This window comes from Novosphingobium meiothermophilum (assembly GCF_003171715.1).
Lineage (GTDB): Bacteria > Pseudomonadota > Alphaproteobacteria > Sphingomonadales > Sphingomonadaceae > Novosphingobium > Novosphingobium meiothermophilum.
In genome coordinates this window covers 12,760-38,485 of sequence record NZ_QGHL01000012.1, presented here as the reverse complement: position 1 = coordinate 38,485, position 25,726 = coordinate 12,760, and the positions used below count along the sequence as shown (strand labels likewise).

Below are 25,726 nucleotides of genomic sequence, written 5' to 3'. Positions count from 1 at the left end.
GGGAGCATACACGATGACGGAACCGCAAATCCGGGCTGATGTTCTGATTCAGGGCGGCCTTGTCGTTGATGGCACCGGCGCAGAGCCTTTCCGCGGCGATCTGGCCATCGCAGGCGACCGCATCATCCACGCCGGCGGCCGGTTCGCCGGAAGTGCGGCCGAAATCATCGATGCCACGGGCTGCATCGTCACGCCCGGCTTCGTGGATATTCACACCCATTACGATGGGCAGGCGATCTGGTCGGACACGCTATCACCCAGCAGTTCGCATGGCGTGACGACAGCCATTCTCGGCAATTGCGGTGTCGGGTTTGCACCCTGCCGCACGACAGACCACGAGGCCTTGATAAGGCTGATGGAGGGCGTGGAGGACATTCCCGGTGTGGTAATGGCGGAGGGCCTGCCATGGGACTGGGAGACCTTCCCGCAATACCTCGATGCGCTGGCCGCGCGCCCGCGCGATATCGACGTGGCGTGCTTCCTGCCGCACAGCCCACTGCGCGTCTGGGTCATGGGGGCGCGCGCCATTGCCCGCGAGGCCGCAACGGAAAATGACCTTGAACAGATGCGCAGCCTTGCGCGCGAGGCCCTGGACGCGGGCGCCATCGGCTTTGCCACATCACGGCTCAACATCCATCGGACCAAGTCCGGCGACATGATCCCCACCTTTGGGGCGGACCTGAAAGAACTGGTCGCCATTACCAGCGCGATGACCGATGCCCGAACCGGCGTGTTTCAGGCAGTGCTCGATGCGCCGTTTGCGACATGGCAAACCGAAATGGCCAACCTCATCGAAGTGGCGCGAAAGAGCAGGCGTCCGGCCACTTTCACGCTTGGTCTGATGAACAGCGGGCCGCGCACATGGGAAGATGCCCTGAAGATGACGGACAGCGCGCGGGCCGAAGGACTGGAGATCTGGCCGCAGGTGCTGCCACGTCCGATCGGCATGATATCGGGCTGGGCGCTTTCAACGCATCCATTCTGCCTCTGCCCCTCGTATCAGCCGCTCGCCAACCTTCCGCTCGAAGACCAGTTCGCCCGTTTGCGCGAGCCTGCCATGCGCGCGCGTCTTCTGGCGGAAAGCCCGCAAGAGGGTCACCCCCTCGCAATGCTCACCCGCAACTGGAAATGGATGTTTCCTTTCGGGGATCCTCCCGATTACGAACCGGCCCCTGAAACGAGCATTGCCGCGCTTGCCGCAGCAAGGGGAATGCGCCCCGAAGAGGTCGCCTATGACGTGCTGATGGAGCGCGAAGGCAGCGGCATGATCCTCAACACGCTTGGCAATTTCCATGAAGGTCGGCTCGATGCCCTGCTCGATCTGGTCCGGCGCGAAGACACCGTGATCGGCCTTGGAGACGGCGGAGCGCATTATGCCGCGATCTGCGATGCCAGCTATCCCACCTTCATGCTGACCTACTGGGTGCGCGATCGCATCGGCCAACGCCTCTCGCTGGCCGAAGCCGTGAACATGCTCGCCGCCCGGCCCGCCAGTGTCATCGGTCTTGCCGACCGCGGGGTTCTGCGCGAAGGCATGAAGGCCGATGTCAATGTCATCGCCATGGACCGGTTGCAACTCCACGCTCCTGTGGTGCGCCATGATCTGCCGGGCGGCGGGCGGCGGCTCGATCAGAAAGCGACCGGATACGTCGCAACGCTGGTCAGCGGCCGGATCATCCGCCGCAACGATCAGCCAACCGGTGAACGCCCAGGCCGGGTTGTGCGCTCAAGCCAGGCAAAGTCTTCGGCGCCCGCGCACGTGCAGGGCTAAGCGACAGCGGGCAAACCGGGCAAGCAGCGGCAGCGCTCGTCGGCACGGACCGCTACTGGTTCAATACCTGCTTCAATGCCGCATTCACCCGGCGCAGCCTGCCTTCAATCAACCGCGATCTGGCGCGCGAGGTCGGGCATGATTGGCGGGATCTGCTCCTTTAGAAAGCGGATCCGGCCACCAATGATCTGCTCGCTCATTTCAGGCTGGCTGTGCACCCAGAACCTGTTTTCGGCCATCTGTTCAAGGAACAGCCGGCAGCCTTCATCAAGGTCCATGCCGTGATCGCGCATCATCTCGAACATGGCGCGGCGGTGCCTTGCGGCATTGCCCGGCTCGCCCTCACCCGCCTCGGCGTTGAAGATGTTGGTGCGCAGCATCCCCGGCACGATTGCCGAAACGTGGATGGGCAGGTTCTTCAGTTCCATTTCCAGAAAGAGGCATTCGCTGAATGCCTGCACCGCGTGCTTGGTCACGGTATAGGCGGTTTGCCCCGGCATCTGGCCAAACGCGCCGACGGATGAAAGATTGCCGATCCACGCTTCCTTGCCGGTTGCAATGATCCGCGGGACAAAAGCGCGCACGCCGTGAATCACGCCGTGGATATTGATATTGAGCGTGGCTTCCCAGCGCGCCGTGGGCACTTCCCACGAATAACCGACAGTCTCGATCCCCGCATTGTTGATCAGCAGGCGCACTTCACCGTGCCGGTCGAATACCAGTTCGGCAAGGCGATCAAGCTCTTCAGGAATGGAAACGTCGACCTTCTCGGCCTCTGCCCTGCCCCCTTGGGCAAGGATAGCATCCACGGTCGCGGCCGCTGCCGCCTCGTTGATGTCGGTCACGACAACCGTCATGCCGAGTGCGCCCGCCCGGCGAGCCAGACCGGCGCCGATGCCCGAACCTGCACCGGTTACGACGGCCACCCCGCCTGCGAATACGTCCTTGTCGCGTGCCATCAGACCTGCCTCTCCTTGTTCTATCAATGCGCAATCATCTGCACGTTCTCGCACAGCGCCCCTTCGGGATCGGTGGAAAAGACCACACGCACGCCGTGTTCGCCTTCGTCGCGGATCGGGCCGACAAGCTTGCCGCCATTGGCGGTGATGCGCTCTGCCAGCGCGTCGATGTCATCGACAATGAAGCCCAGGATCACCTGTTGATCGCGCGGTGCATCGCGTTCGATAAAGTTGAACATGACGAGCGAGCCCTTCGTCCAGTCACCACCGGGCGCAAGGATGACCTCGCGAAACGGTTCGCCATCGCTGGTGCCTGAAACGCGCTGCACTGCCCCATAGCCATAGACCTTGCCGTAATAGGCGGCCATGGCCTCTTCATCGCGGCAGATGAGCTTGGTGAAGCCCGCGGGTGCGTTCATCGTATCGGTCTCCCGTCTTCGCATGCAACGTGATGCCAAGGCCCGATCTTTGCCGGAACATATTCTGCAAAGAAAGTGAATCAGCACTCACTATCATTGATTATCGTAGCCTCTTCGCGCATATGCTGCGCAATGACAAGCCGAAAGGCAGGCCAGCGGCGCGGATGCCGGAACCGGTTGATACCGGTCCCGGACCTGCCCAGCATCAGCGGCACGCGCCCCTGTTGACCGATTGAGCGAAGCCAGTGACGAGAGAGGAACAAACTCCATGCGCAGCTACAATGTCGAGAATGGCGTGGTCGATCTCGGCAGGGTCAAGCTCGACGTACCCGACACGATCAGCGAGGAGGCCAAGGCTTACCTGCGTTTCGACCCCAACCAGCAGATGCCCGAAGACGCCCCGCCGGTGCCGATGTGGCACATGCGCGAACCGCTTGCACCGATGTTCGAATGGCTGAACCAGCAAGCGCTGGAAGCCTATCCCTGCACAGTCGAGAACACTGTTATCGCTGGTGTGCGCTGTCATCGCATCACACCTGCGGAGGGTGTGCGCCATACGGGCAAGGTTCTGATAAACCTGCATGGCGGCGGCTTCGTCATGGGGTCCGGCTCGCTGGTCGAAGCCATCCCGATCGCGGCGGAAACGGGCTGCGAGGTCATCGCCGTGGACTATCGCCTCGCGCCAGAGCACCCCTTCCCCGCTGCCGTGGATGATATCGTCGCGGTCTATCGCAATGCGCTCAAGACCCATGCCGCCAGCGACGTCATCCTTTTCGGCACGTCGGCAGGCGGCTTCCTCACGGCCATGGCGATCATGCGGTTCAGGAAGGAGGGTCTGCCGCTTCCCGCAGCATGCGGTGTGTTCACCGCTGGCGGCGATGTGACGCAGCTTGGCGATACGTTCAACTACCTGACGCTGTCGGGCTTCTACGGCCATATCGGAGCCAAGCTGGATGATCCGCAATGCGAACGCGGCGTGTTCATCGGCAAGGCCGACCGGGATGATCCGCTCCTTGCTCCGATCAAGGGCGATCTTTCCGACTTCCCGCCAACACTGCTGATCAGCGGCACGCGCGATGCCGTGCTGAGTTCGGCCGCGATGTTCCACCTCGCCTTGCGCAAGGCCGGACGCGAGGCAGAACTCTGCGTATTCGAAGCCATGCCGCACGGCTTCTGGTTCAGCGTTGCTCTGCCCGAATCGCGCGAGGCGATCAGCATCATGGCGCGTTTCTTTGAACGCCATCTGGGCATCGGCAAGGCGTAGCTGCGCGGCAGGCACGAACCGCGACAGACGCACAGAAAGTCGCGGTTCGGACAGGCTCGCCCTGAGCCATCGTCGCTATGGGATCAGGCGGTAGCTTCCCGGTTCCGGCCGCCGCGTGGCATTGAAGAAATCGACCAGACGCCAGGGCCATGAGAGGAAAACCCGGCCCTTGGAGTTGTTGTAATAGGAATTGGCGCGGGGGTGCGTCCAGATCATCTCCGGCATTCGCTCATTCACCTTGCGGTTCCACGCATCGAATGCCTCCTGTGTCACCTCGAAGGCGCGCGCACCGCTCTCGTTTATCCGGTCAAGCGCCTCGATGATCCAGTTCACCTGCGCCTCCGAGATCAGGTTCTGCCCTGCGGCGTGATTGGGCGCGCTGTTGGGTCCGACGGTGTGGAAGTAGTTCGGGTAGCCGGGCACGCACATGCCAAGATAGCTGCGCGGGTCTTCCGCTCCCCACTCTTCCCCCAGATCTCGACCGCCCTCGCCCTTGATCACAAGATTGCCGACCATCTTTGCAACGTTGAAGCCCGTGGCGCAGATGATGACGTCGCATTCGAAGACGGAGCCGTCCTTCGCCTCGATCCCATTGGGAAGGATGCGGGCAATGCCCTGATCCTCCAGATGAACATTGGGCCGGGCAAGGGCATCGAACCAGCCATTGTCGAGAATGATCCGCTTCGAGAAGATCGGGAAATCGGGGGTCAGCTTCTCGATCAGGTCGGGCCGGTCGGCAAAGCGCTGCTGCATATAGGCAAGCGCATACTGGCGCGTCATCTCGTTGCCTTCGGACACGGCCAGCATGTTGTCGGCCCATGCCGGGTCTTTCAGCACGTTGGAGAACAGGCCATCGGCAGCCGCCCAATAGACCCGGAAGCGGAACCATTCCTTGAACGTGGGGATATTGGCGAGCGCCCATTTCATGCCATCGCTCACTTCGTGGGCAATTTCAGGGTTGTAGAGCACCCAGTGTCTGGTGCGCTGATAAACCGTCAGTTCGGCAACTTCGGCTGCAATGGCGCCGCAAAGCTGGGCGGAGCTGGCGCCCGTGCCGATGACGGCAACGCGCTTGCCCGTCAGATCAAGATCGGCCGGATAGGCCGCGGTGTGAACGACCGGCCCCGCAAAGTCCGAAAGACCAGGAATATCAGGCATTTTCAATCGGTTTACGGGTCCATGTCCGTTGATGACGGCGTTGACGATGAGATCTTCACGCGAGCTGTCGGCGTTGCGGACAGTCACAGTCCACGTGCATGATTTCCCGCACCACACCAGCGCTTCCACGGTCGTGTTGAAACGGATATCGCGTCGCAGATCATACTTGTCCGCAACACTCGTCATGTAGCGCTGCATGTCGGCGCCAAGCGGGTGATAGTGCTGCCAATCGGGCCATATCTCCCAACTGAAGCTGTAGAAGTGGCTTGGCGTATCGACGCCAACCCCCGGATAGCGGTTCTCATACCAGGTGCCGCCAACTTCGGGATTCTTCTCGATCACCACGAATCCGTAACCGGCCTCGCGCAGCTTGGTGGCAGCGGCCATGCCCGTCATGCCGGCCCCGATGACCAGCACCTTGAAACCGGCCTGGGGCGCAGTGCGGCCGGGCTGCCTGCTGCGATCGATCCATGGCCGGAAACCGCACTGATCGTGAACAAGCTCGATGAACTCGTCTTCGACCGGCTCGCCGACTGTCACCGACATGATCTGCTGGATCAGGTCGTCCGAGGGCGCACGGTCGGCAATGCCCCGGCCAGTGGTCAGCAGATCGCGCAGCTTGAGTCGCAGTTCATCCGCCAGTGCATCGGGAATGGACGTGGGCGGATCGGAATAGGCGGGGCGGATATGCGGCGCGAAGGCTTCCAGCATTTCGCGATCGTGCGAGAGATGCACATAGGCGGCCAGCAAGGTTGGCACGTTTGCCTCGTCGAGAGCGTGGGCGAGCGCGGCCTCATCAGCCAGAGGTCTGAAGGTGTTTCGCGTTGCCGCCAGAGTCGAAACCATATCCGCAATCTCCCAATATGTAAGTATGCGCTTACATCAATTTTCGGGAGCTTGGAAGACCTGATCCACAGGCAGACTGTTCTGCGCTTTCCCGTGATCGGAAGGGGATGCTGCAATATCGCTTGCCATCTACCCGATATAACCTGTATCTACGCATCAGTAGATAAATAAGCGCGCAGTTTAGAAGCTGCGAGGGATGAGGGGATAGATCATGGTTTGCGACCGGATTTCCGCGTGTGTTGGTTCGAACTTGCGCAAAGCCTCGCGCGGCGTTCTGCTGGCCGGGGGAGCGCTGCTTGCCGTGCCCGCTCTGGCACAGGAAGCCGCACCGCCCGCAGAAGGGCTTGCCGATATCGTGGTGACGGCCACACGCAGTTCGGAAGCGCTTTCCAAGGTTCCGGCATCCGTATCTGCCATTTCGGCTGCCGATCTAGGCGTGGGCGGGGTCAAGGACGTGGCTTCGCTCGCCACTGCGATCCCCAACCTTTCGGTTGGCGACCAGTTCGGCGTGAACCGCATCTTCATCCGCGGCATAGGCATGACAAGCATCGATCTTGGCGCGGACGGCGGCGTCGCCTTCCTTCAGGATGGCGCGCAGATTGCGCGGCCTGCCGCCCAGCTTTCGGGCTTCTACGATCTGGAGCGCGTCGAAGTGCTGCGCGGACCGCAGGGCACGCTTTACGGTCGCGGCGCCACCGCCGGTGCCATCAACCTCATTACCAAGCGGCCAACCGAAACGCTCGATGGCTATCTCCGCGCCAGCTACGGCAACTATAATGCCATCGCTCTGGAAGGCGCGATGAGCGGGCCATTGAGTGGCGACCGGCTGATGGTGCGCGTTGCCGGAAAATACGACAAGCGGGACGGCTTCGGCATCAACGAGTTCACTGGCAAGGACATCGATGATCGCGATGCCTACGCCTTTCGTGGCAGCATCCTTGCCAAGCCCGCCGACGATCTGGAAGTTCTCCTTTCCGGCGAATACTTCAAGGAGAACGACAGCAACTATGCCTTCCACTATTTCGGCCCGACCGTGGCGCCGGAAAACTTTCTCGGCGCGCTTCTTGGCGGACAGTCGCTGTTCACGGTGGCTGCGGCGGCTGGCAGGCAGCCCAACCTGCGCAACATCTATTCCGATCAGGAACCGCTCAACAAGCGCGATGGGTACAGCTTCACCGGCACGATCACGTGGACACCAGGCGACTGGGACGTAAAGTCGATAACATCCTATCGCAAGTTCACGCGCTTCAACCGCAACGACCTCGATGGTTCAAGCGCGAACATGTTCGGCCAAAACAACTATGACGAACGCAGCAAGTCTTTCAGTCAGGAGTTCGTCGGCACCTACAAGAGCGAGAAGTTCGACGCGCTGATCGGCGCCATGTATTTCCACGAGAACCTGTTCGGCAGCGTGCGCGTGCCGCTTACCAATCTAGCGGTATTGCTCAAGCTGGCAGGCCAGCTTCCGCCCACAGTCCCTGACAACGCACTGGATGGCGCCAACTACCTGCAATTCGGCACTGTCACCATCGATGCTCTGGGCTTTTACGCGCAAGGCTCCTATGCGCTTACCGACAAGCTGAAACTGACGGCGGGCGGGCGGTTCAGCCATGAAAAGCGCAAGGGCGTCGGCACGTTCGATTTCCTTGGCAGCGTCAACACCGACAAGCAGAAGAGCTGGAACGCATTCACCCCGACCCTTACCCTGAACTATCAGGCAAGCGACACGACCCTCGCGTATGCTTCGGTCACGCGCGGGTTCAAATCGGGCGTCATCAACGTGGGTTCGCGCAACGACGTGATCAACCCGGAATATGCGTGGAGCTATGAGGTCGGCCTCAAGACGGCAACGGCCGACCGCAAGCTGCAAGCCAATCTTGCCGCCTTCTACATGGACTATTCCGATCTCCAGGTCGGCTTCGTCGATGCCAGCAGCGTGGTGACGACTGTCAACGCCGCATCCGCGCGCAACTATGGCGTGGAAGCGGAACTGCGCGCGAGACCCGTTCAGGGGCTGACGCTTGAACTGTTTGGCACCTATCTCAACGCCAAGTATCGCAATTTCACCACGGGTGACTACCGACAGGGCTTTGCGCAGGTGAATCTTGCAGGGAACCGGCTGTCGAATGCGCCGGAGTTCTCGTTCCGTGCGGGTGCGGACTACGACTTTGCCCTTGGTTCGGCCGGAAAGCTCAACGCGCGCGCGGAGGTGAACTGGCAGGACCGGGTGTTCTTCACCGAGTTCAACAACGCCGATGCCACGCAAGGCCCCTATGCGCTTATCAATGCCGGACTGCGCTTCACTTCGGCTGACGACAAGTGGTCGGTCGATGTGTGGGGGCGCAACCTTGCCAACAAGCTGGTCATCACCAACAACATCATCACCGCCCCCCTGTTCAACAGTGTCCGCGTCGGCTCTGTCGCTCCGCCGCGCACCTATGGCGTGACGCTGGGGGTAAACTTCTGACGCAACAGGAAAGGCCGGGGCCACCCCCGGCCCTGACCGCCGCCACGCGGGCCTTGTGCAGCCAAGATCCTATGGTGCTGCGTGGCGACCGATTGCGGATTGCCATGCACTTAGCCGCGCGGCGCGCTCGTGTGCGTTCATCTGCGGATCGAACACGGTGCGCGGGCTGACCATGGCGACCGCGCTGGCAAGATTGGGGAAGAGACCTGCGCCGATAGCGGCAAGGATAGCCGCGCCGCGCGCGGTGGTTTCCACGTCCTGAGGCCGTTCGCAGCGCCGGTTCAGGATGTTGGCGATGTCCTGCGCAAGCCAGTCGTTCGCGCTCATCCCGCCATCAAGCCGCAGCAGCTTCCACGGCGCGCCATCGGCAGCGAAGGCTTCGGCCAGATCGTGAAAAACGTGGCCGATCGATTCAAGCGCGGCACGCACGATATGGGCGCGGGTTGCGGCAAAGCTGAGACCGGTGATGCTGCCGCGCGCATCGGCCAGCCAGTAGGGCGCGCCAAGGCCCGAAAGCGCGGGCACCACCACCACACCGGCGCTGTCCTTGACGGAACGTGCCATGGCCTCGCTCTCGGCCGCGTTGTCAAGCAGGCCGATGCTGTCACGCAGCCATTTGACAAGGCTTCCGGCAACGAAAACTGATCCTTCGAGCGCAAACATGCGTTCGCCGTTCACTTCGCTCAGCACTGTTCCGAGCAGCCGGTGGGTGGAGCGCGGCGGACGCGTGCCCATGTTGGACAGGATGAAGGCCCCGGTGCCCAGGGTGGCCTTGGCCTCGCCCATGGCAAAGCAGCCCTGCCCGATCGTGGCGGCCTGCTGGTCACCGGCAAGACCGGTTATGGCAATGGGCGCGCCAAACAGGTCGGCGCGGGTTTCACCGAAGCTGCCCGCGCTCGGCACGATCTGCGCAAGGGCCGAGCGGGGGATGCCGAACAGGTCACACAGGGCCGGCTCCCAGTCCTTGCCGGTCAGCGCCATCAGCATGGTGCGGCTCGCATTGGTCACATCGGTGATGTGCAGCCCGCCCGTGAGGTTCCACACGAGCCATGATTCCACCGTGCCAAATGCAAGCCGATCACCAAGGGCTGCCGCTTCGGGCACGTTTTCAAGGATCCATGCCATCTTGCTGGCAGAGAAATAGGGATCGAGCAGCAGGCCGGTGGTTTCCTGCACCATGGCTTCGTGCCCGGCCTCGCGCAGGGCGCGGCAGCGATCCTCGGTCCGGCGGTCCTGCCAGACAAGCGCGCGCGTGACGGGCCGCCCGGTTGACCGGTCCCATGCCACCACCGTTTCTCGCTGGTTGGTCACGCCGATCCCCGCAATGCGCGAGGGGCCACCTGCGCGCTCAACCATCGCGCGGGCGCAGCGCAAGGTGCGCTCCCAGATTTCGGCCGCGTCGTGCTCCACAAGGCCGGGTGCGGGATAATGCTGGGTCAGTTCCTCCTGCGCCGAGGCAAGAACCTCGCCGCCAGCCGAATAGAGCATGGCGCGGGTCGACGTTGTGCCTTCATCGAGCACGAGGATGCAGCGCTGGTCTGTTGCCAAGGTGTCGGTCATCACGCGGTGATCTCTCCCATGAAGCGGCGCAGGCGTTCCTGCTGCTGCGCTGACAGCCGCAGGCCCAGCTTGGTGCGGCGCCACAGCACATCGTCTGCCTCGCGCGCCCATTCGCGCGCAACCAGATAGCGCACCTCGTTGGCCGTCAGACCGTGGCCGAAGTGTTCGCCACAGTCCTGCAAGCCTTGCGCCCCGGCCAGAACTTCATCGGCCAGCGTGCCATAGCACCGGATGAGACGCTCCGCCCAGCCGGATTCGAGAAACGGATAGTGCCGCTGCAATGCCGCAACCATCGCTTCCACTTCGCCAACGCCGAAATCCCCGCCGGGCAGCGGCGCGCGGTCGGTCCAGTGGGCGCCTGCCAGCGCCGGGATGCGCTGCGCCATGCGGTCCACTGCTTCCTGCGAAAGTGTGCGGAACGTGGTGATCTTGCCACCGAAGACCGAAAGGATCGGCGCGCCCGCTTCGGGATCGCTCACCTCGAAGCGATAGCCGCGTGTTGCCGCCTCTGGCTTGCCCGAACCGTCATCGACCAGCGGCCTGACCCCGGAATAGGTCCAGACCACATCGGCGGGCCTGACGGGCTTGCGGAAGAACCGGCTCGCGCCTTCGCACAGATAGGCGATTTCCTCTTCGCTGGCGACAATCGGCTGGCCAGCCACGTGATCGCGGTCAGTCGTGCCGATCAGGGTGAAGTCGTGCTCATAAGGTATCGCAAAGAAGATGCGCCCGTCAGGTAGCTGGAAAATATAGGGATGGGGATGGTCGAACAGCTTCGGCACAACGATATGCGAGCCGCGCACCAGCCGGATCGACTGGGTGTGCTGCTCGCCGCTGCGATCAAGGATCGAAAGAACCGAAGGCCCTGCCGCATTGATGATCGAACGCGCACGAAAGGCGCCCAGCACCGTCCCTATCCGCCAGAGATCGCCCTCGCGCTCCAGTTGCTCGACCCGGCAGCGCGTGCGCACCTCTGCCCCCCGGTCGGCGGCATCGCGCGCGTTCAGCACGACCAGCCGCGCATCGTCCACCCAGCCATCGGAATAGACGAAACCGTGGACGAACTCCGGCTTGAGCGGCGCACCGGCCGGGTGACGGTCAAGCCGGATCGATTCCGTTGCAGGAAGAAGCCTGCGCTTTCCGAGGTGATCGTAAAGAAACAGCCCCAGCCGCAGCAGCCAGCGCGGACGCAGCCCCTCAACCCAGGGCAGCACGAAACGCATCGGCCAGATGATGTGCGGCGCGATTTGCCACAGCTTCTCGCGCTCGCCCAGCGCCTCGCGCACAAGGCCGAACTCGTAATGCTCCAGATAGCGCAGACCGCCGTGAATCAGCTTGCTGGAATTGGACGACGTGCCGCTGGCCAGATCGTCCGCCTCCAGCAGCAGCACCGAGGCACCGCGCCCCGCCGCATCGCGCGCGATGCCGGTGCCGTTGACGCCGCCGCCGATGACGGCGACATCGAAGATCGTGTCCTGCGTGTCCACGCCAGCCACCCTATCAGATGTTCAGCGGCCCGTGCTTGATGTGCGGAAGCACATAGCGGGCAAACATGTCGGCTTCCTGCACATGCGGATAGCCTGAAAGGATGAACGCCTCGATCCCCTCGGCCTGATAGGCGCGCAGCTTGGCCAGCACCTGATCGGGCGTGCCGACAATCGCCGCGCCGCAGCCCGATCTTGCGCGCCCGATCCCGGTCCACAGGTTCTCTTCGACAAACCCGTCGCCATCGGCCGCCCCGCGCAGTTCCTGCTGGCGCTGCACGCCGTAGTTCCTGGCATCGAGCGACTTTTCGCGGATCGCCTTGCCCGCCTCGTCGTCCAGCTTGGACAGGAGCCGGTCGGCATAGGCGCGCGCTTCATCCTCGGTCTCGCGCACGATCACATGGACGCGGTAGCCGAACTTCAGCGTGCGGCCAAAGCGGGCGGCGCGCGCCTTCATGTCGGCAATGGTCTCGCGCACCTTGTCCATCGTATCGGGCCACATCAGGTAAACGTCGCTGGCCTCGGCAGCGCATTCGCGCGCATCGTGCGAAAGACCGCCGAAGTAGAACGCGGGGCACTTGCCCGAAATGGTGCCGATGCGCGGCGGATCGAGCTTGAGCTTGTAGAACTCGCCCTGAAAGTCGAGATGCTCGCCGTTGAGCAGCGTGCGCACGATCTTCATGATCTCGGTCGCACGGGCGTAGCGCGGACCGCTGGCGATGGTTTCGCCCGGCATGTCGGACGAGATGATGTTGACATTCAGCCGTCCGCCGGTGCCCGCTGCATTGGGGCCAAGGATACGGTCCAGCGTGGCGATGCGGCGGGCGAGCTGCGGCGGCCAGTCCTCGCCCATACGCGTGGCCCACAGCAGCTTGATGCGGCGCACCTGCGTGGCCACGGCGGCTGCAAACGCAGTGGTATCAAGCCCCAGCTGATAGCCGGATGGCAGCAGGATGTTGTCGAAGCCGCCCTCTTCGGCGCGCAGGACGATGTTGCGGCAATGCTCCCAGCTTGACTGGAGATACTTGTCGGGCACGCCGAGGAACTCGTAATCGTCGTCGCACAGCGCCGAGAACCAGGCGATTTCGCAATTCTGTTCGGCCATCTTTGCCTCTCCTTCATGCAGCGGGCGCGTCTCCTTGCCGGCAGAACCGCGAAACGGTGCCGTGCGCCCTTGCGTTTCAATCCTGTGCGGGCCTTTACGGCAGCCGCTCTCCCCTTGCCGCGACAAGCACGGCATACCACTCCTGGCGCGTCCAGCGCACGTTCAGCGCCTCAGCTCCTTCGGCAATGCGTTCAGCCTTCTGCGATCCGATGATCGGCACGATGCCCGCAGGATGCGCCATGAGCCACGCATAGGCCGCCACCGTGCGGGAAACGCCCTGCGCTTCGGCCACCGCATCCAGCGCTGCGGCCACGGCTTTGTCGCGCGCGGTTTCGGGCGAGGCGAGACGCCCTCCGCCAAGCGGCGACCATGCCATCGGCGTCAGGCCCAGCATCATCGCCTGATCCAGTTCGCCATTCTCGAAGCAGGTAATGCGCAGCGGGCTGATTTCGGGCTGGGTCGTTGCCAGACCGGAACCGAGGAAATGATCGAGCGCAGCAATCTGCGCCATGGTGAAGTTCGACACGCCGAGCGCGCGCACCTTGCCCGATGCCACCGCATCATCCAGCACACGCGCCACTTCCTGCGGATGGGCGAGAATGTCAGGCCGGTGGATCTGCCACAGGTCGATCACGTCAACCTTCAGGCGGCGCAGCGAATCCTCGATCGCCTTGCGCAGGTAGTCCGCGCTCTGATCATAGGGCAGCGGGGGCAGGATACCGCCCTTGGTGGCCAGCACCATGCGCTGGCGCAGCGAAGGTTCGACAGCCAGCACCTCGCCCAGAAGCGCTTCTGCATCGCCAAAGCCGCCGGTGCCGTCAAAGCCATAGATGTCGGCTGTATCGAGGAAGGTGATCCCTGCATCGAGCGCGGCGTGAACCAGCCGCGCGGCATCGGCCGCGGTGCGGCCATCCTCGGCAAGACGCCACATGCCCCAGGCAATGGTCGAGACGGCAATGCCGCTCTTTCCAAGGAGGCGCGTGGCAGATGGTAGGGGCAGTTCGCTCATGAAACAGTCCTGTCTGGCGGCGCGACCGATCCGCGCTCTACTAGGGTGTGGGGCAGGCGGCGGTGGGTGATGTCGCCACCAGCAATGAGGATTTCCGTTGCCGTGCGCGCCAGTTCGGCCATCGGCTGATGGATCGTGGTCAGTGGCGGCCAGACCGTGCGCGCCAGCGTGGTATCGTCGAAACCGGCAACCGAAAGCTGGGCCGGCACAGCTATGCCCCGGTCATGCGCCACCGCCAGCACACCGGCGGCCATGTCATCGTTCGAGGCAAAAATTGCGGTTGGCCGGTTGGCAAGGTCCAGCAGCATGCGCCCGCCGCGAACGCCTGAATCGAAATCGAACGCGCCATCGCAAACCAGCACGGGGTCATAGGGCAGCCCCGCCCTGTCGAGCGCGCGGCGATAACCGAACAGGCGATCATCGGAGGCCATGTGATTGGGGTGCCCCTTGATGAACCCGATGCGCCGATGCCCCGCGTTGATGAGATGCGTGGTCATGTCGTCGGCGGCCTGCGCATCGTCCATGAACACCGAACTGGTCAGCGCGTGGTTGGTGCCCGGCGAAATGCGAACAAAGGGAATGTCGAGCGATTCCAGCGCGCGCAGCACGGGGTCGCAATCGGTCACGGGCGATGACAGGATGATCCCGTCGACATGCGTTTCCGTTACCAGTCCGCGCACCTGCTCACCCACTTGCGGATCGGCCACATCGACCGGCTGGGCCAGCAGACGGATGCCGTTGGCGCGGCAGAAGTCCCAGCAGCCGGTCTGGATCTGGAACATGTAGTAGGGGCTGTGATTGTCGTAGATCAGCGCGATCTGGTTCGATTTGGCGCCCGAAAGGATGCGCGCGGCAACGCTTGGCCGGAAGTCGAGCGCGCGCATCGCTTCCTCGACGCGCGCCTTGGTATCGGCACTGACATAGGGATGGCCGTTCAGCACGCGGCTCACGGTCTTCACCGCAACGCCCGCCTTCGCTGCCACGTCCCTGATGTTGGCCCGCTCGCTCATCCTTCCAGCACCCCTTTCAGCCCTGCGAACAGCGGCGCAAAGGCGCTGTCCGGCCGGTAGAACACGGGTGGCTGCCCGATCGGAGCAGAAATGTCATGCGCGCCCGGAGCGAAGTCCTCGCCCGTCCAGCAATGCCGCCAGACATGTGTTCCCGGAAGGATCACCCGGCGCGACACAGCACCTTCCTCGATGACCGGCGCCACCAGCAGGTCGGCACCGTAGAGGAACTGGTCCTGCACGGTAAAGAGCGCGGTTTCCTGCGGATGGTGCAGGAACAGGGGGCGCTGCGCTGGCAGGCCGTGGCTGCGCGCCTCATGGGTCAGATGGCGGACATAAGGCGCAAGATGGGCATGCACGCGGCTCCAGCGGGCAAAGCAGGCCAGCAGCTCGTCGTTGCTGTCATACTGAAGGTTTTCGTCCGGACGGTTGCCTTCGTGGCTGCGCATGACCGGTGCGAAGGCGGCCAGCTCGCACCAGCGCTGCATCAGTTCGGCCGTGCGCACATTGCCATGCAGCGAAGTGTAGCCGCCACAGTCCGAATGGCTGTAGGCATTGCCGACCAGACCAGCCGAAAGCGCGCCCGTGATGACCGTGCCAATGCCGTCATGGCGGGTGAAATCGACCGACTGGTCCCCGGCCCAGAGCAGGGGGCAGAATGCCTGAACGCCCGAAAACCCCGCTCGCATGAAGAACAGGGCATCGCCGGTCCTGCCGCGCGATGCCAGCGCCATGGCGTTGACCTCGGCCCAGAGCACGGGCCAGCGGTTGTGCGCCTCCATCGGGTCCGAACCATCGGCCAGGCGCAGATCGGTGGGCAGATATTCGCCGAAATCGGCCATCCAGCCGGAAATGCCGATATCCAGCATCTCGCGCCCCAGAATGCGTTCGGCAAACCACGCGCGCGTTTCGGCGCGGGTAAAGTCAACAACGCCGCAATCAAACTCGCCGAAATCGACGAGATGGACCTCGTCGCTATCCTGACGAAGGCAGAAATGCCCGCCCGCCCGCGCTTCATCGTAAAGATCGCCGTCGACCGCGATATAGGGATTGGCATAGGCAAGGAAACGGATGCCGCGTTCGGCCAGCGCGGCAATATGCCCGCGCAGATCAGGATAGCGCTCGGCACTGCGCGCGCCGCTATGCCAGTCCCAGAACAGGCGGCGGCCGAAACTGGTTTCGCGGATGCCGGCCCAGTCCTCGCACCACAAGCCCGAAACGGCGGCCCCCGCAGCGATGAAACGCTCAAGCCTGTCAAAGCTGGATGCGCCTGATTTCAGCCCGACAATCGCCCCGCCGATGGCCCATTCGGGCAGTTCCGGCTGGCGCCCGAACCGGGACGAAAGCTGACCGACAAGCCCGCGCGGGCCATCATCGGCAAAAAGCTCGAACCGGGCCGCCCCGCTCCAGACATCGACCGCGTGGCGCGAAGGGTCGGTGAAATCGAGCACGCTGTAGCAGCTTGCATCAAGATGGATCGCCAGCCAGCGCGAGGTGAGGAAGGTGGGTTGGGGGTAATTGGTGTTCCAGTAATCGCCGCCGGCCATGCCTTCGGCGTCCATGATGCGGGTCAGTTCGGTGGACTTGTCGCGGCCCACGCCCGGTTCGCTGGTCCAGACGGGAAAGCTGCGGCCGTTGAGCGCAAGATAGCTCATCTGCTCGCCGCCGCCCCACACGCATTCGTCCGGCTCGGCATGAAAGTGCAGGCGCAGGCGATCATGGCCCGGTCGCAGCGCGCGCACATCGATCACGTTGCCCGCAGCAGTCAGCCGGACAACCGCCTCGTCGTCGTGGAGCAGTTCCACGCCGCTCTCGCACGAACGCCATGCGGTAGGGGCAAGCACATCATGCGGTGCGTCGGAAATGCGGAAGTTGCCGCGATACATCAGCACGTCGGGGTTGCCACGCGCAATGACCACCGCAGGACAATCGAGCGCATGACGCAGAACGAGACGATCCCCGAATCGGAGCTCGAACCCTTCATTTCCCGTCTCGAACCGCAGTTCCAACGTGATTTTCCTCATCCCGGCGGCGCGACTGTGGCGAAATGACCGCAGGCCGTGTCCGTTCTTCTGACACCGCTTGACATATCGAGACGGCCATAGCAGATCAAGCGTCAATCGCGGCCGACCGCAAGGGAGATTGCCACCCTTGAAAGACCGCATTCAAGCAGGGAGAGACATCATGAGCTTTACCAGATTACCCGTTGCACGCGTGCTTGCCGCATCGGCAAGCGCCCTGTCGCTGGCGGTTGCCGCACAGGGCCATGCCCAGGAGGCATCCGAGGAAACCAGCGGCGGCATCGGTGAAATCGTCGTCACCGCACAGAAGGTGAAGGAAAACATCCAGACCGTGCCGATCGCGATCAGCGCGGTCACGGCCGACCGCCTTGAGTCCACCGGCACCACGAGCCTTGAAGGCATCACCCGCCTCGTCCCCTCGGTAACGTTCCGCAAGGGCACGACGAGCGCCAACAGCGCCATCGTGATGCGCGGCGTGGGCACGATCACCTTCTCGGTGGCCGCAGAACCGAGCGTGTCGACCGTTGTCGATGGCGTCGTCCTCAGCCGGTCGGGCCAGGCTTTCATGGATCTGGTCGATCTTGAACGGATCGAGGTGCTGCGCGGTCCGCAGGGCACGCTGTTCGGGAAGAACGCATCGGCGGGCCTCGTCAACATGGTTTCCAAGGGCGGCACCGACACGCTTGAGGCCGAAGCCCGCGCCGAATGGTTCGAAGGCAAGGAATACCGGCTTCGCGCCGCGGTTTCCGGCCCGCTCGCAGAAGGGCTGTCCGGGCGCATCACCGGCTTCTACGGCTCGTTCGATGGCAACATCACCAATGTCTTTGGTGGCCGCAACGAGAAGATCAACGGCTACGAACACTATGGTGCACGCGGCATCCTCGATTATGACAAGGGCGGCGCGCGCCTGCGCCTGATCGCCGACTATTTCGAGGCCGATGACGATTGCTGCGCCGACGTGACCACGGTCAGCCGGGGCGCGGTGCTTGACGCCGAGCTTGGCCTTCCGGGCGGCGTGGCACAGGGGCTTGGCCAGCGCTTCGTCAACCACAACCTTGTCACCCGCACGCGCGACCGCCAGTGGAGCCTTACCGCGACGGGCGATTTCGACGTATTCGAAAGCCACGTGCTGAGCGTGATTGCGGGCTATCGCAACTGGCGCAACGAGGAAATCCGCGAAGGCGATTTCCTGCCGCGCCCGATCGTGGGAACCGGCGAACTGCATGACAACGGCGTGGTGCGCACGCAGCAGCTCAGCCTTGAAGTGCGCCTTGCTTCCGATCAGACAAAGCCGTTCTTCTATCAGGTAGGCGCATTCGCCTGGGGATCGGACAACCAGCAGGACTTCACGCGCCGCACCATCACCTGCGCCACTTCAACCTTGCCGGTGGCGGCTTCGGGCGCGCGGCCCTGCAACCTTGCCGATACGGTCAACACGATCTTCCCCACCGCCACCTCGTTCAGCGACGTGAAGGTGCGCAACTATGCCGTCTTCGGACAGGCCACCTATCGCCTTACCGAGCAGCTCTCGCTGATCGGCGGCCTGCGCTATACCTGGGATGATCTTGAGTTCACCCACACCCGCGCACCGGGCGTGAACGCAACCAATGGCGCACCTGCCACCGGCCCCGGCGTTTCGGGAAGCCCGGCAGGCGGCACGATTGCATCGGGCGGCAACGGCACCAACACCTCGCGCGGCAGCAGCAGCAACGGCAACCTTTCGGGCCGCGCCGTCCTGCAATACACGCCCTCGCGCGACGTGATGCTCTACGGAAGCTACACCCGCGGCTACAAGGGGCCTGCGTTCAACGTGTTCTTCAACCACACCGCCCCCACCAACGCGGTGCCGATCGACGAGGAAACCTCAGACGCTTTCGAAGTGGGTCTGAAGTCGCAGTTCCTGAACAACCGCGTGCAGTTCAACGCCGCGGCCTTCACCGTCACCTACAACGGTTTCCAGGCCAACAACTTCGTGCTGCTCAACGGGGCGGTCGTTTCCAACCTGACCAATGCCGGCTCGGTGAAGAGCGAAGGTTTCGAAGTCGACCTGCTGACAGTTCCGGTTGACGGCCTGACCCTGCGCGCGAGCGGGGCCTATGCCGATGCCAAGGTCAAGAAGTTCAACCCCAACCCGCTGACCAACGCGCCGGACGCGCGCAATGGCACGCGTCTGCCGCTGGCGCCGAAGTTCACCTACACGCTGGGTGGCAGCTACGAGCGTGATCTGGGCGGGGTGAAAGTCTATCTCGACACCGACTTCCGCCATGTCAGCAAGCAGTTCTCCGATCTGGGTGAATCCGGACCGATCGATGCCTATGGCATCTGGAATGCCAGCATCGGCTTCTCCGATCCGGATGACCTCTATCGCCTGACGCTTCATGCGCGGAACATCACGGACAAGGCTTATGCCCTGCTCAACGTGAGCGCGGGCCAGCGCCTGCAAATCCCCCGCGATGCCGACCGCTACTTTGGCGTGAGCCTGCGCGCGAAGATCAGGTAAGCGTCGCCCGTCGACCCCTCATTCCTGACGGGACGAGACCCCGGACAGCAGTCCGGGGTCTCTTTTTTTCGCCGCCGGGACTTACGTGGCTACCCTTCCCCGCTCTCAGCTCCGTGCCATGCAAGGCTGGCTCGACGATCTTGCTGATACGCGGGAAATAAGCAACGGGCGCAGAGCCTTGTCGCACTGCGCCTACGTTACGCAGCCTTTGTCAGGGCGCGGAGCTCTTTGCGGAGACATGCCCATCGACGCAGCAGAACAGGCACCGACGCTACGCCACCAGTGCCTGCTCCCGCCTCTGTGAAGGCTTGTCCTATTGCCCGGCGGCGAGTTCCAGCCGGGGCAACATCAGGTGAATGAATCCCAGAGCGACGAGATAGGCACTGCCGCACAGGGCAAAAAGCGGAATGTAGCCAAGCCCGTTGCCCAGAGACCATCCGGCAAACTCGATGATGGCCGTGCCGGAAAGATTTCCGGCCACGGCGCCAAGCGCGATTACACTGGCAACGCGGGTGGCAGGGATCACGTCGGCGGTCATGCCGAAGACGTTCGTGGAAAAGCCCTGATGGGCAAACAGACCAAGCCCTATCAGCACGGCGGCGAGCCAGGGATTGCCCGTCTGCAAGGAAAGCGGCATCGCCAGAACGACGAGCGCGTAGAACAGCATGGATGTCTTGCGCGCCCGGTTCACGCTGTAGCCTCGGCCAAGCAGGATCGGGTAAAGCCCGCCAGAAGTCAGGGCGCCCAGTGCTGCCAGCGTGAAGATGATGGCAATCGGCCAGCCCAGCGCGCCCTGCCCCAGGCCGAACTGCCGGTTGAAGAAATCGGGCATCCAGAAAAGCACGAACCACCAGACGGCATCGGTGCAGAACTTGGCGCCGATGACGGTCCATGTCCGGCGGTCAGAAAGAAGTGCGCGCCACGGCACACGGGCGCGTTCGGGGGCATTGCCGATGGGCCGCAGGTTGCGCGTGCCCCACCACCAGCCCGCAAGCCACAGGAAACCCAGTGCCCCGGTGACGACAAAGGCCGCCTTCCAGCCAAACGCCAGTGCAAAGGGCGGGATTATCAGGGGCGTGAGAATCGCGCCGATATTGGGGGCGGTATTGACCAGCCCGATGGCAAAATTGCGTTGACCAACGGGAAGATAAGTGGCCGCCGCTTTCAGCCCGGCCGGTGTCGAGACGGATTCGCCCGCTGCCAGAACGATGCGCGCCGCCACGAATTGCTGCACCGTCTGCGCCAGAGCATGGGCCATGCCGGCCGCACTCCACACCGTGACAGCAACGGCATAGGCCACCCGCACCCCCAGACGATCAACGAACCAGCCGACGAACAGCAGCGTTCCCGCCGCCGCGATCTGAAACGAGGAGCCAAGGTGCGCATAATCGCTGTCGGTCCAGCCGAACTCTGCCTCAAGAGTGGGCTTCAGCAGGGCAAGAACCTGCCGATCGACATAGTTCAGCGCATTTCCGAGAAAAAGCAGCATGACCAGCGCGATGCCCGCACCGCGTGCCATCAACTGGCCCCGATTGGCATCGACCGTGCCCCCATGCTGCATCACGTCATTCATTGCCCGCTCTCCCAGAATAGCCTGCGCCATTCGCGCTTATCGCTTGCAAGATAGCCGCTGCGGCGCGTAAGGAAAGCAGAATGTGACACCGTAGGACATAAGGGCGCCCAGCTGTCGAGCGTCCGACAAGGGGCAAACCGGGAGAGCAGCGCTTGGAACGCCAGAACACTGGCCAGACGATCGACTGGGATTCGCTGCCATCGGCGGCGGACCTGTTTGGCGAAATCCATCTTGCGGAGCTGACCCCGCCACCAGCACCAGTGCGCGAGACGGTGTTTCACGGTCTGGCGATCTGCGCCATTGCGGCGGCCGCAGCGGCGTGGCTTTCCGAACACTACCATTTCCCGATCATTCTTCTGGGCCTGCTGATCGGCCTTTCGCTGAGTTTCGTGGCCAAGGATCCGCGCAGCCACCGGGGCCTTGACTTCGCATCGCGCACCTGTCTGCGCCTCGGCGTGGTCCTGCTGGGGCTTCAGGTCACATTCGACCAGATCGGCTCTTTGGGGCCAAAGCCGTTTGCGGCGCTGATCGCGATCATGACCGCAACCTTTCTTGCCGGCATTGTCGGCGCAAGGCTGGCGGGTCAATCGCGCTACACCGGGATTCTGGCAGGCGGCGCCACGGCAATTTGCGGGGCCAGTGCCGCGATGGCGCTTTACGGCATCATCGGCCGCGAACGGCTCAGCCAGTCGCAGTTTGCCATAACGCTCGTGGTCGTCTCGGTCGCCAGTGCGCTGGCCATGTCGCTCTATCCGGTCATCGCTGAGAACCTTGCGCTGACCGACAGTCAGGCCGGTTTCCTCATAGGCGCGTCCATCCATGATGTGGCACAGGCCATCGGCGGAGGCTACGCCTTCTCGGAAAGTGCAGGCAGCTATGCCACGATCGTGAAGCTCTCGCGCGTGGCGTTGCTCGCGCCGGTTGTCATCGTGACCGGCATTGCGATCGGCAGCGCGCAGGGCAAAGGCGATGCTCCGCTGTGGAAGCGGCTGGCCCTGCCATGGTTCATCCTTGCCTTCTTTGCCGTCGTTCTCGTCAACTCGATGATCACCATTCCGGAGCCTGCCCGCGACGCGGCTCTTGACGGCTCAAAAGGGCTGCTGCTGCTTGCGGTCATTGCCACTGCCATGCGAAGCAGGCTCGACCTTCTGCTGGAGACGGGGCTTAAGCCGGCCATTCCCGTGGCCATGGCCACGCTTGTCAGCTTCGTTGCCTCGTTGCTGTTTGCGCTGATGCTCGCCTGAAGGCGACGCTTCAGCCGAAACGCCTGCCCAGCAATTCCGCTACTTTCCCGGCCTCGTCCGGCTCGACCGGTGCCTGGTAGACATTGATCATCTTGGCAACGGTATCGCGCCAGAACTGAGCGCCTTTGCCGCGCGGCTGCGTGGTGATGTAGTCCAGCGAGTGGCAGGTTGAACAGGCCGCCACCACAGGCTCGGCCTCTTCGTCGGCAAGTGCGGCGGGCACCACTTCATCGGGCAGTTCAATCGTGAAAGGTTTCTGCCCCGATGCCGCCGAAGCCGCCGACAGGAGAGCCAACCCGACACAAGCCAGCAGAACACGCATCACACCGCCTCCACCGTAACCGTCTCGACCATGTTGCGCATGTATCCGGCCGGTTGCCAGCGCTGCGCCAGCGGCTGAATCTCGCCACTGGCCGTTTCTGCCCGCACTTTCACCGCATGGCGTCCCGGCATGAAGGTATGCCCCATCCGCCATTCGCGGAATGCATAGCGCCCCATGTCCTCGCCCAGCCGCGCTTCCTGCCAGGTCCGCTCCCCATCGGCCGATACGAGCACCCGCCGCACCGGATCGCCCCCTGCAAAGGCAATACCGCGCAGTTCGCTAAGAGCACCTGCCCGCACACGATCGCCTTCGGCATGGCTGGTCAGGAACGAGCGGACGTTGAAGCGGCTGATCGGCACAGTGCGATCCGCTTTCTGCCCTGGCTCCAGACAGTGGCAATCATTGTCGGGGACGCGATAGGCGGTCTTCATCCAGTAGCCATCGAAGTTTTCATCGACCACGTTGATTTCATGAAGGTGCTTGACCCAGTAGGTGCCGTAATATCCGGGCACGACAAGGCGAAGCGGATAACCGTTGAGATAGGGCAGATCCTCGCCGTTCATCGACCATGCCAGCATAACCTCGCCATTGGCGGCATGATCGATATCGAGCGCCTTGACGAAATCGGGGATGCCGTCGAGCGGGGGATTGTCCAGCCCGTTGAACGTCACCTGCCGTGCCCCCGCACGAACGCCTGCCTTTTCCAGAACATGGCGCAGAGCCACACCGCGCCAGCGTGCATTGCCCATGGCGCCATTGCCAAGCTGCCCGCCGCCAACGCGCGGCTCCATAAAACCGCGTCCATTGCCCGAACACTGGTTCACCGCCACAAGCTCGGTCGCAGGAAAATCGCGCTTCAAGGCCGCGAGGGAAAGCTTGAGAGGCCGTTTCACATGACCGCCGACTGTCACACGGAACGTGCGCGGATCGACCTCAGGCGGCAGTCCCGACAGGTGATAGCGCACGAAGAAGGCATCGTTGGGCGTCAACAACCCTTCGTTGAACACGGAAAACGGGGTTTCAAGCTGGGGTGGGCGCGAAGTCTGCAAGATTAGCGGACGTTTTTGCGGCATCTGCACCAGCGGCCTTGCGCCGTTGGCAAATGGCAGGTCGGTCATCTCGGCAGCACGGACAAGCCTGCCTGCGCCCAACAGCGCGCCGCCTGCTCCTGCAATGAAATAGCGACGATCAATCGGCACGATAAACTCTCCGGCTGTCGCAGGGGATTCGCGACGATCCTGCCGCGTTGTCCATCGATAGACAAGGCCGTTCGTGTCGCGATAATTGTGCCGCCCCCTTGCCCGATCTCGTGGTGGTGAGCTGGCGGTTTCCAATCATCCGGCAGGTCAAACCTCTTGCGCACAACCGCCCTTGCCGTCTAAGCGGCCCCCAATCGCAAGGACCCGGTGAGATTCCGGGTGGCTATCCCGGCCGCCAATCCGCCGGGGAAACATCATGCACGCCTGTTATTTCCGGTGCCGGCTGGCACCGCGTGCCTTGTTGTGGACCAATAATGACCAATTCCCGTTTGTTTTCTCCTCGCCAGTGGCTTGGTGATCCCCTTCAGATACGCCGTGATGTGCTTGCCGGCATCGTGGTTTCGCTTGCCCTGATCCCCGAAGCGATCGGCTTTTCGATCATTGCCGGGGTCGATCCCCGCGTCGGCCTTTATGCCTCGGTGGCCATTGCCATGGTCATTGCCTTTACCGGCGGCCGGTCAGCCATGATCTCTGCGGCAACTGCGGCCGTTGCCGTGCTGGTAGGCCCTCTGGTGCGCGCGCACGGAGTGGAATATCTTTTTGCCGCCACCATCCTGATGGGCGTGATCCAGATCATCGCGGGCCTGATCCGTCTGGACCTGCTGATGCAGTTCGTCTCGCGCTCAGTCATCACCGGCTTCGTCAACGCGCTCGCCATCCTGATCTTCATGGCGCAGTTGCCGCAGCTGACGAACGTGAGCTGGGAAACTTATGCCATGGTCGCAGGCGGCCTTGCCATCATCTACCTTTTTCCACGCTTGACCACGGCCGTGCCTTCTCCGCTGGTGGCGATCCTCGTGCTCAGTGGCTTGAGCATCTGGCTGAACCTTCCGGTCAATACCGTTGGCGATATGGGCAAGCTGCCTGACGGTCTGCCATTCTTCGCCCTGCCGCAGGTGCCACTCACGCTGGAAACCCTGAAGATCATTGCCCCCTATTCGCTGACGATGGCGGCGGTCGGCCTGCTTGAATCACTGCTGACCGCGCAGATCGTCGACGACATGACCGGCACCGATAGCGACAAGCGGCGCGAGTGCGCCGGGCAAGGCAGCGCCAACATCTTGGCCGGGCTGTTTGGCGGCATGGGCGGCTGCGCGATGATCGGCCAGTCGGTCATCAACGTGACCTCCGGTGGCCGAGGCCGCCTGTCCACCTTCGTGGCCGGGGCGTTCCTGCTGTTCCTGCTCGCGGTGCTTGGCCCATGGGTCGGGCGCATCCCGATGCCCGCACTGGTTGCGGTGATGATCATGGTTTCGATCGGCACGTTCAGCTGGAACTCGATCCCGAACCTGCGGCGCCATCCGCCTACCTCATCGATTGTCATGGTGGCGACCGTGATCGTGGTCGTTGCGACAGACGACCTCTCGCTGGGCGTGCTGACGGGTGTGCTGCTTTCAGGCATCTTCTTTGCGGGCAAGGTGCGCCGCATGTTCGCAGTGGAACGCATCGAGGACGGGAGCGAGGGCATGGTGCTCTACAAGGTCCGGGGCGAAATCTTCTTCGCCTCGGTCGACCGCTTCACGCAGGCATTTCAGGCCGAAGGCGGGCGGCCTGTCACCATCGATGTGTCGCGCGCGCATTTCTGGGACATCTCTGGCGTGGGTGCGCTCGACAAGATCATTGCCCGCTTGCGCCGTGACGGATCAGTCGTGGACGTTATCGGCTACAACGAAGCCAGCGCCGACATTGTCGACCGCTTTGCCATGCACGACAAGACCGGGTTCGAACTGGGGGCCGTGCCGCACTGAGGCGAAGGAG

General features: G+C 63.1%; 18 protein-coding genes and 1 other annotated feature. Of the genes, 6 read left to right on the top strand and 12 right to left on the bottom strand.

Annotated elements, in window-relative coordinates; genetic code table 11:
• The first annotated feature begins 13 nt into the window (after positions 1 to 13).
• Positions 14 to 1,771 carry an N-acyl-D-amino-acid deacylase family protein gene (locus DKM43_RS11885; protein ID WP_201739861.1) on the top strand — a complete coding sequence of 586 codons (1,758 nt, stop codon included), beginning with the start codon at positions 14 to 16 and terminating at the stop codon, positions 1,769 to 1,771.
• Between the two features lie 104 nt (positions 1,772 to 1,875).
• Here the strand turns inward: DKM43_RS11885 and DKM43_RS11880 are convergent, their stop codons facing one another.
• Positions 1,876 to 2,730, bottom strand: a complete 855-nt coding sequence (locus DKM43_RS11880; RefSeq protein WP_109798732.1) for an SDR family NAD(P)-dependent oxidoreductase — start codon at positions 2,728 to 2,730, stop codon at positions 1,876 to 1,878.
• 23 nt (positions 2,731 to 2,753) lie between these two features.
• Positions 2,754 to 3,149: a VOC family protein gene (locus DKM43_RS11875; RefSeq protein WP_109798731.1), complete on the bottom strand. Its 396-nt coding sequence runs from the start codon at positions 3,147 to 3,149 to the stop codon at positions 2,754 to 2,756.
• Between the two features lie 268 nt (positions 3,150 to 3,417).
• Between DKM43_RS11875 and DKM43_RS11870 the strand changes: the two genes are divergently transcribed.
• Positions 3,418 to 4,413 carry an alpha/beta hydrolase gene (locus DKM43_RS11870; RefSeq protein WP_109798730.1) on the top strand — a complete coding sequence of 332 codons (996 nt, stop codon included), beginning with the start codon at positions 3,418 to 3,420 and terminating at the stop codon, positions 4,411 to 4,413.
• A gap of 75 nt (positions 4,414 to 4,488) precedes the next feature.
• Here DKM43_RS11870 and DKM43_RS11865 read toward each other — a convergent pair whose 3' ends face one another.
• Positions 4,489 to 6,417, bottom strand: coding sequence for a flavin-containing monooxygenase (locus tag DKM43_RS11865; protein ID WP_109798729.1), 1,929 nt, complete (start codon positions 6,415 to 6,417; stop codon positions 4,489 to 4,491).
• A 250-nt stretch (positions 6,418 to 6,667) separates the two neighbouring features.
• Here DKM43_RS11865 and DKM43_RS11860 point away from each other — a divergent pair, with 250 nt between their 5' ends.
• A complete protein-coding gene (locus DKM43_RS11860) occupies positions 6,668 to 8,884 on the top strand; it encodes a TonB-dependent receptor (RefSeq protein WP_236632546.1) in 2,217 nt (738 codons plus the stop codon).
• Positions 8,885 to 8,953: 69 nt separating this feature from the next.
• Here the strand turns inward: DKM43_RS11860 and DKM43_RS11855 are convergent, their stop codons facing one another.
• The 6 genes from DKM43_RS11855 to DKM43_RS11830 all read right to left on the bottom strand — a co-directional run bounded on the left by DKM43_RS11855 (position 8,954) and on the right by DKM43_RS11830 (position 17,058).
• Complete coding sequence (locus tag DKM43_RS11855) at positions 8,954 to 10,444, bottom strand: glycerol kinase (RefSeq protein WP_109798727.1); 1,491 nt, start codon at positions 10,442 to 10,444, stop codon at positions 8,954 to 8,956.
• A complete protein-coding gene (gene glpD / locus DKM43_RS11850) occupies positions 10,444 to 11,931 on the bottom strand; it encodes a glycerol-3-phosphate dehydrogenase (RefSeq protein ID WP_236632545.1) in 1,488 nt (495 codons plus the stop codon). Before glpD ends, DKM43_RS11855 begins: the two co-directional genes overlap by 1 nt.
• Positions 11,932 to 11,944: 13 nt before the next feature.
• A complete protein-coding gene (locus DKM43_RS11845; RefSeq protein ID WP_109798726.1) occupies positions 11,945 to 13,033 on the bottom strand; it encodes an LLM class flavin-dependent oxidoreductase in 1,089 nt (362 codons plus the stop codon).
• Between the two features lie 94 nt (positions 13,034 to 13,127).
• A complete protein-coding gene (locus tag DKM43_RS11840; RefSeq protein WP_109798725.1) occupies positions 13,128 to 14,042 on the bottom strand; it encodes an aldo/keto reductase in 915 nt (304 codons plus the stop codon).
• The gene (locus tag DKM43_RS11835; protein WP_109798724.1) at positions 14,039 to 15,052 is read right to left on the bottom strand and encodes a LacI family DNA-binding transcriptional regulator; all 1,014 of its coding nucleotides are present in this window, start codon (positions 15,050 to 15,052) and stop codon (positions 14,039 to 14,041) included. Before DKM43_RS11835 ends, DKM43_RS11840 begins: the two co-directional genes overlap by 4 nt.
• Entirely contained in the window at positions 15,049 to 17,058 is a 2,010-nt protein-coding gene (locus DKM43_RS11830; protein ID WP_236632544.1) for an alpha-glucosidase, read from the bottom strand. The genes DKM43_RS11835 and DKM43_RS11830 overlap by 4 nt, the downstream gene beginning before the upstream one ends.
• Positions 17,059 to 17,233: 175 nt before the next feature.
• Between DKM43_RS11830 and DKM43_RS11825 the strand changes: the two genes are divergently transcribed.
• The gene (locus tag DKM43_RS11825) at positions 17,234 to 19,570 is read left to right on the top strand and encodes a TonB-dependent receptor (protein ID WP_109798723.1); all 2,337 of its coding nucleotides are present in this window, start codon (positions 17,234 to 17,236) and stop codon (positions 19,568 to 19,570) included.
• Between the two features lie 313 nt (positions 19,571 to 19,883).
• On the opposite strand, the gene DKM43_RS11820 is transcribed toward DKM43_RS11825, so the two are convergent.
• Positions 19,884 to 21,089: an MFS transporter gene (locus tag DKM43_RS11820; RefSeq protein WP_109798803.1), complete on the bottom strand. Its 1,206-nt coding sequence runs from the start codon at positions 21,087 to 21,089 to the stop codon at positions 19,884 to 19,886.
• Positions 21,090 to 21,295: 206 nt separating this feature from the next.
• Here DKM43_RS11820 and DKM43_RS11815 point away from each other — a divergent pair, with 206 nt between their 5' ends.
• Positions 21,296 to 22,387, top strand: coding sequence for a YeiH family protein (locus DKM43_RS11815; protein WP_109798722.1), 1,092 nt, complete (start codon positions 21,296 to 21,298; stop codon positions 22,385 to 22,387).
• Between the two features lie 10 nt (positions 22,388 to 22,397).
• Here the strand turns inward: DKM43_RS11815 and sorB are convergent, their stop codons facing one another.
• Together sorB and sorA are read right to left on the bottom strand one after the other, a co-directional pair.
• Positions 22,398 to 22,709: a SorB family sulfite dehydrogenase c-type cytochrome subunit gene (sorB, locus tag DKM43_RS11810; RefSeq protein WP_236632543.1), complete on the bottom strand. Its 312-nt coding sequence runs from the start codon at positions 22,707 to 22,709 to the stop codon at positions 22,398 to 22,400.
• Positions 22,709 to 23,908, bottom strand: coding sequence for a SorA family sulfite dehydrogenase catalytic subunit (gene sorA, locus DKM43_RS11805; protein WP_269089618.1), 1,200 nt, complete (start codon positions 23,906 to 23,908; stop codon positions 22,709 to 22,711). The genes sorB and sorA overlap by 1 nt, the downstream gene beginning before the upstream one ends.
• A gap of 197 nt (positions 23,909 to 24,105) precedes the next feature.
• Positions 24,106 to 24,161, top strand: a sequence feature (sul1 is cis-regulatory element that is thought to sense ions involved in sulfur or methionine metabolism; They are found in Alphaproteobacteria).
• A 61-nt stretch (positions 24,162 to 24,222) separates the two neighbouring features.
• On the opposite strand from sorA, the gene DKM43_RS11800 reads away from it, so the two are divergent.
• Positions 24,223 to 25,716: a SulP family inorganic anion transporter gene (locus tag DKM43_RS11800; protein ID WP_109798721.1), complete on the top strand. Its 1,494-nt coding sequence runs from the start codon at positions 24,223 to 24,225 to the stop codon at positions 25,714 to 25,716.
• Positions 25,717 to 25,726: the final 10 nt, after the last annotated feature.

Bases quoted from the DNA above. Each gene is read 5' to 3' on its own strand.
- DKM43_RS11865 (WP_109798729.1), bottom strand. From the start codon at position 6,417: ATGGTTTCGACTCTGGCGGCAACGCGAAACACCTTCAGACCTCTGGCT.
- DKM43_RS11885 (WP_201739861.1), top strand. From the start codon at position 14: ATGACGGAACCGCAAATCCGGGCTGATGTTCTGATTCAGGGCGGCCTT.
- DKM43_RS11840 (WP_109798725.1), bottom strand. From the start codon at position 14,042: ATGAGCGAACTGCCCCTACCATCTGCCACGCGCCTCCTTGGAAAGAGC.
- DKM43_RS11800 (WP_109798721.1), top strand. From the start codon at position 24,223: ATGACCAATTCCCGTTTGTTTTCTCCTCGCCAGTGGCTTGGTGATCCC.
- DKM43_RS11825 (WP_109798723.1), top strand. From the start codon at position 17,234: ATGAGCTTTACCAGATTACCCGTTGCACGCGTGCTTGCCGCATCGGCA.
- DKM43_RS11870 (WP_109798730.1), top strand. From the start codon at position 3,418: ATGCGCAGCTACAATGTCGAGAATGGCGTGGTCGATCTCGGCAGGGTC.
- DKM43_RS11880 (WP_109798732.1), bottom strand. From the start codon at position 2,730: ATGGCACGCGACAAGGACGTATTCGCAGGCGGGGTGGCCGTCGTAACC.
- DKM43_RS11855 (WP_109798727.1), bottom strand. From the start codon at position 10,444: ATGACCGACACCTTGGCAACAGACCAGCGCTGCATCCTCGTGCTCGAT.
- DKM43_RS11845 (WP_109798726.1), bottom strand. From the start codon at position 13,033: ATGGCCGAACAGAATTGCGAAATCGCCTGGTTCTCGGCGCTGTGCGAC.
- DKM43_RS11875 (WP_109798731.1), bottom strand. From the start codon at position 3,149: ATGAACGCACCCGCGGGCTTCACCAAGCTCATCTGCCGCGATGAAGAG.
- DKM43_RS11835 (WP_109798724.1), bottom strand. From the start codon at position 15,052: ATGAGCGAGCGGGCCAACATCAGGGACGTGGCAGCGAAGGCGGGCGTT.
- DKM43_RS11820 (WP_109798803.1), bottom strand. From the start codon at position 21,089: ATGGCACGCGGTGCGGGCATCGCGCTGGTCATGCTGCTTTTTCTCGGA.
- sorB (WP_236632543.1), bottom strand. From the start codon at position 22,709: ATGCGTGTTCTGCTGGCTTGTGTCGGGTTGGCTCTCCTGTCGGCGGCT.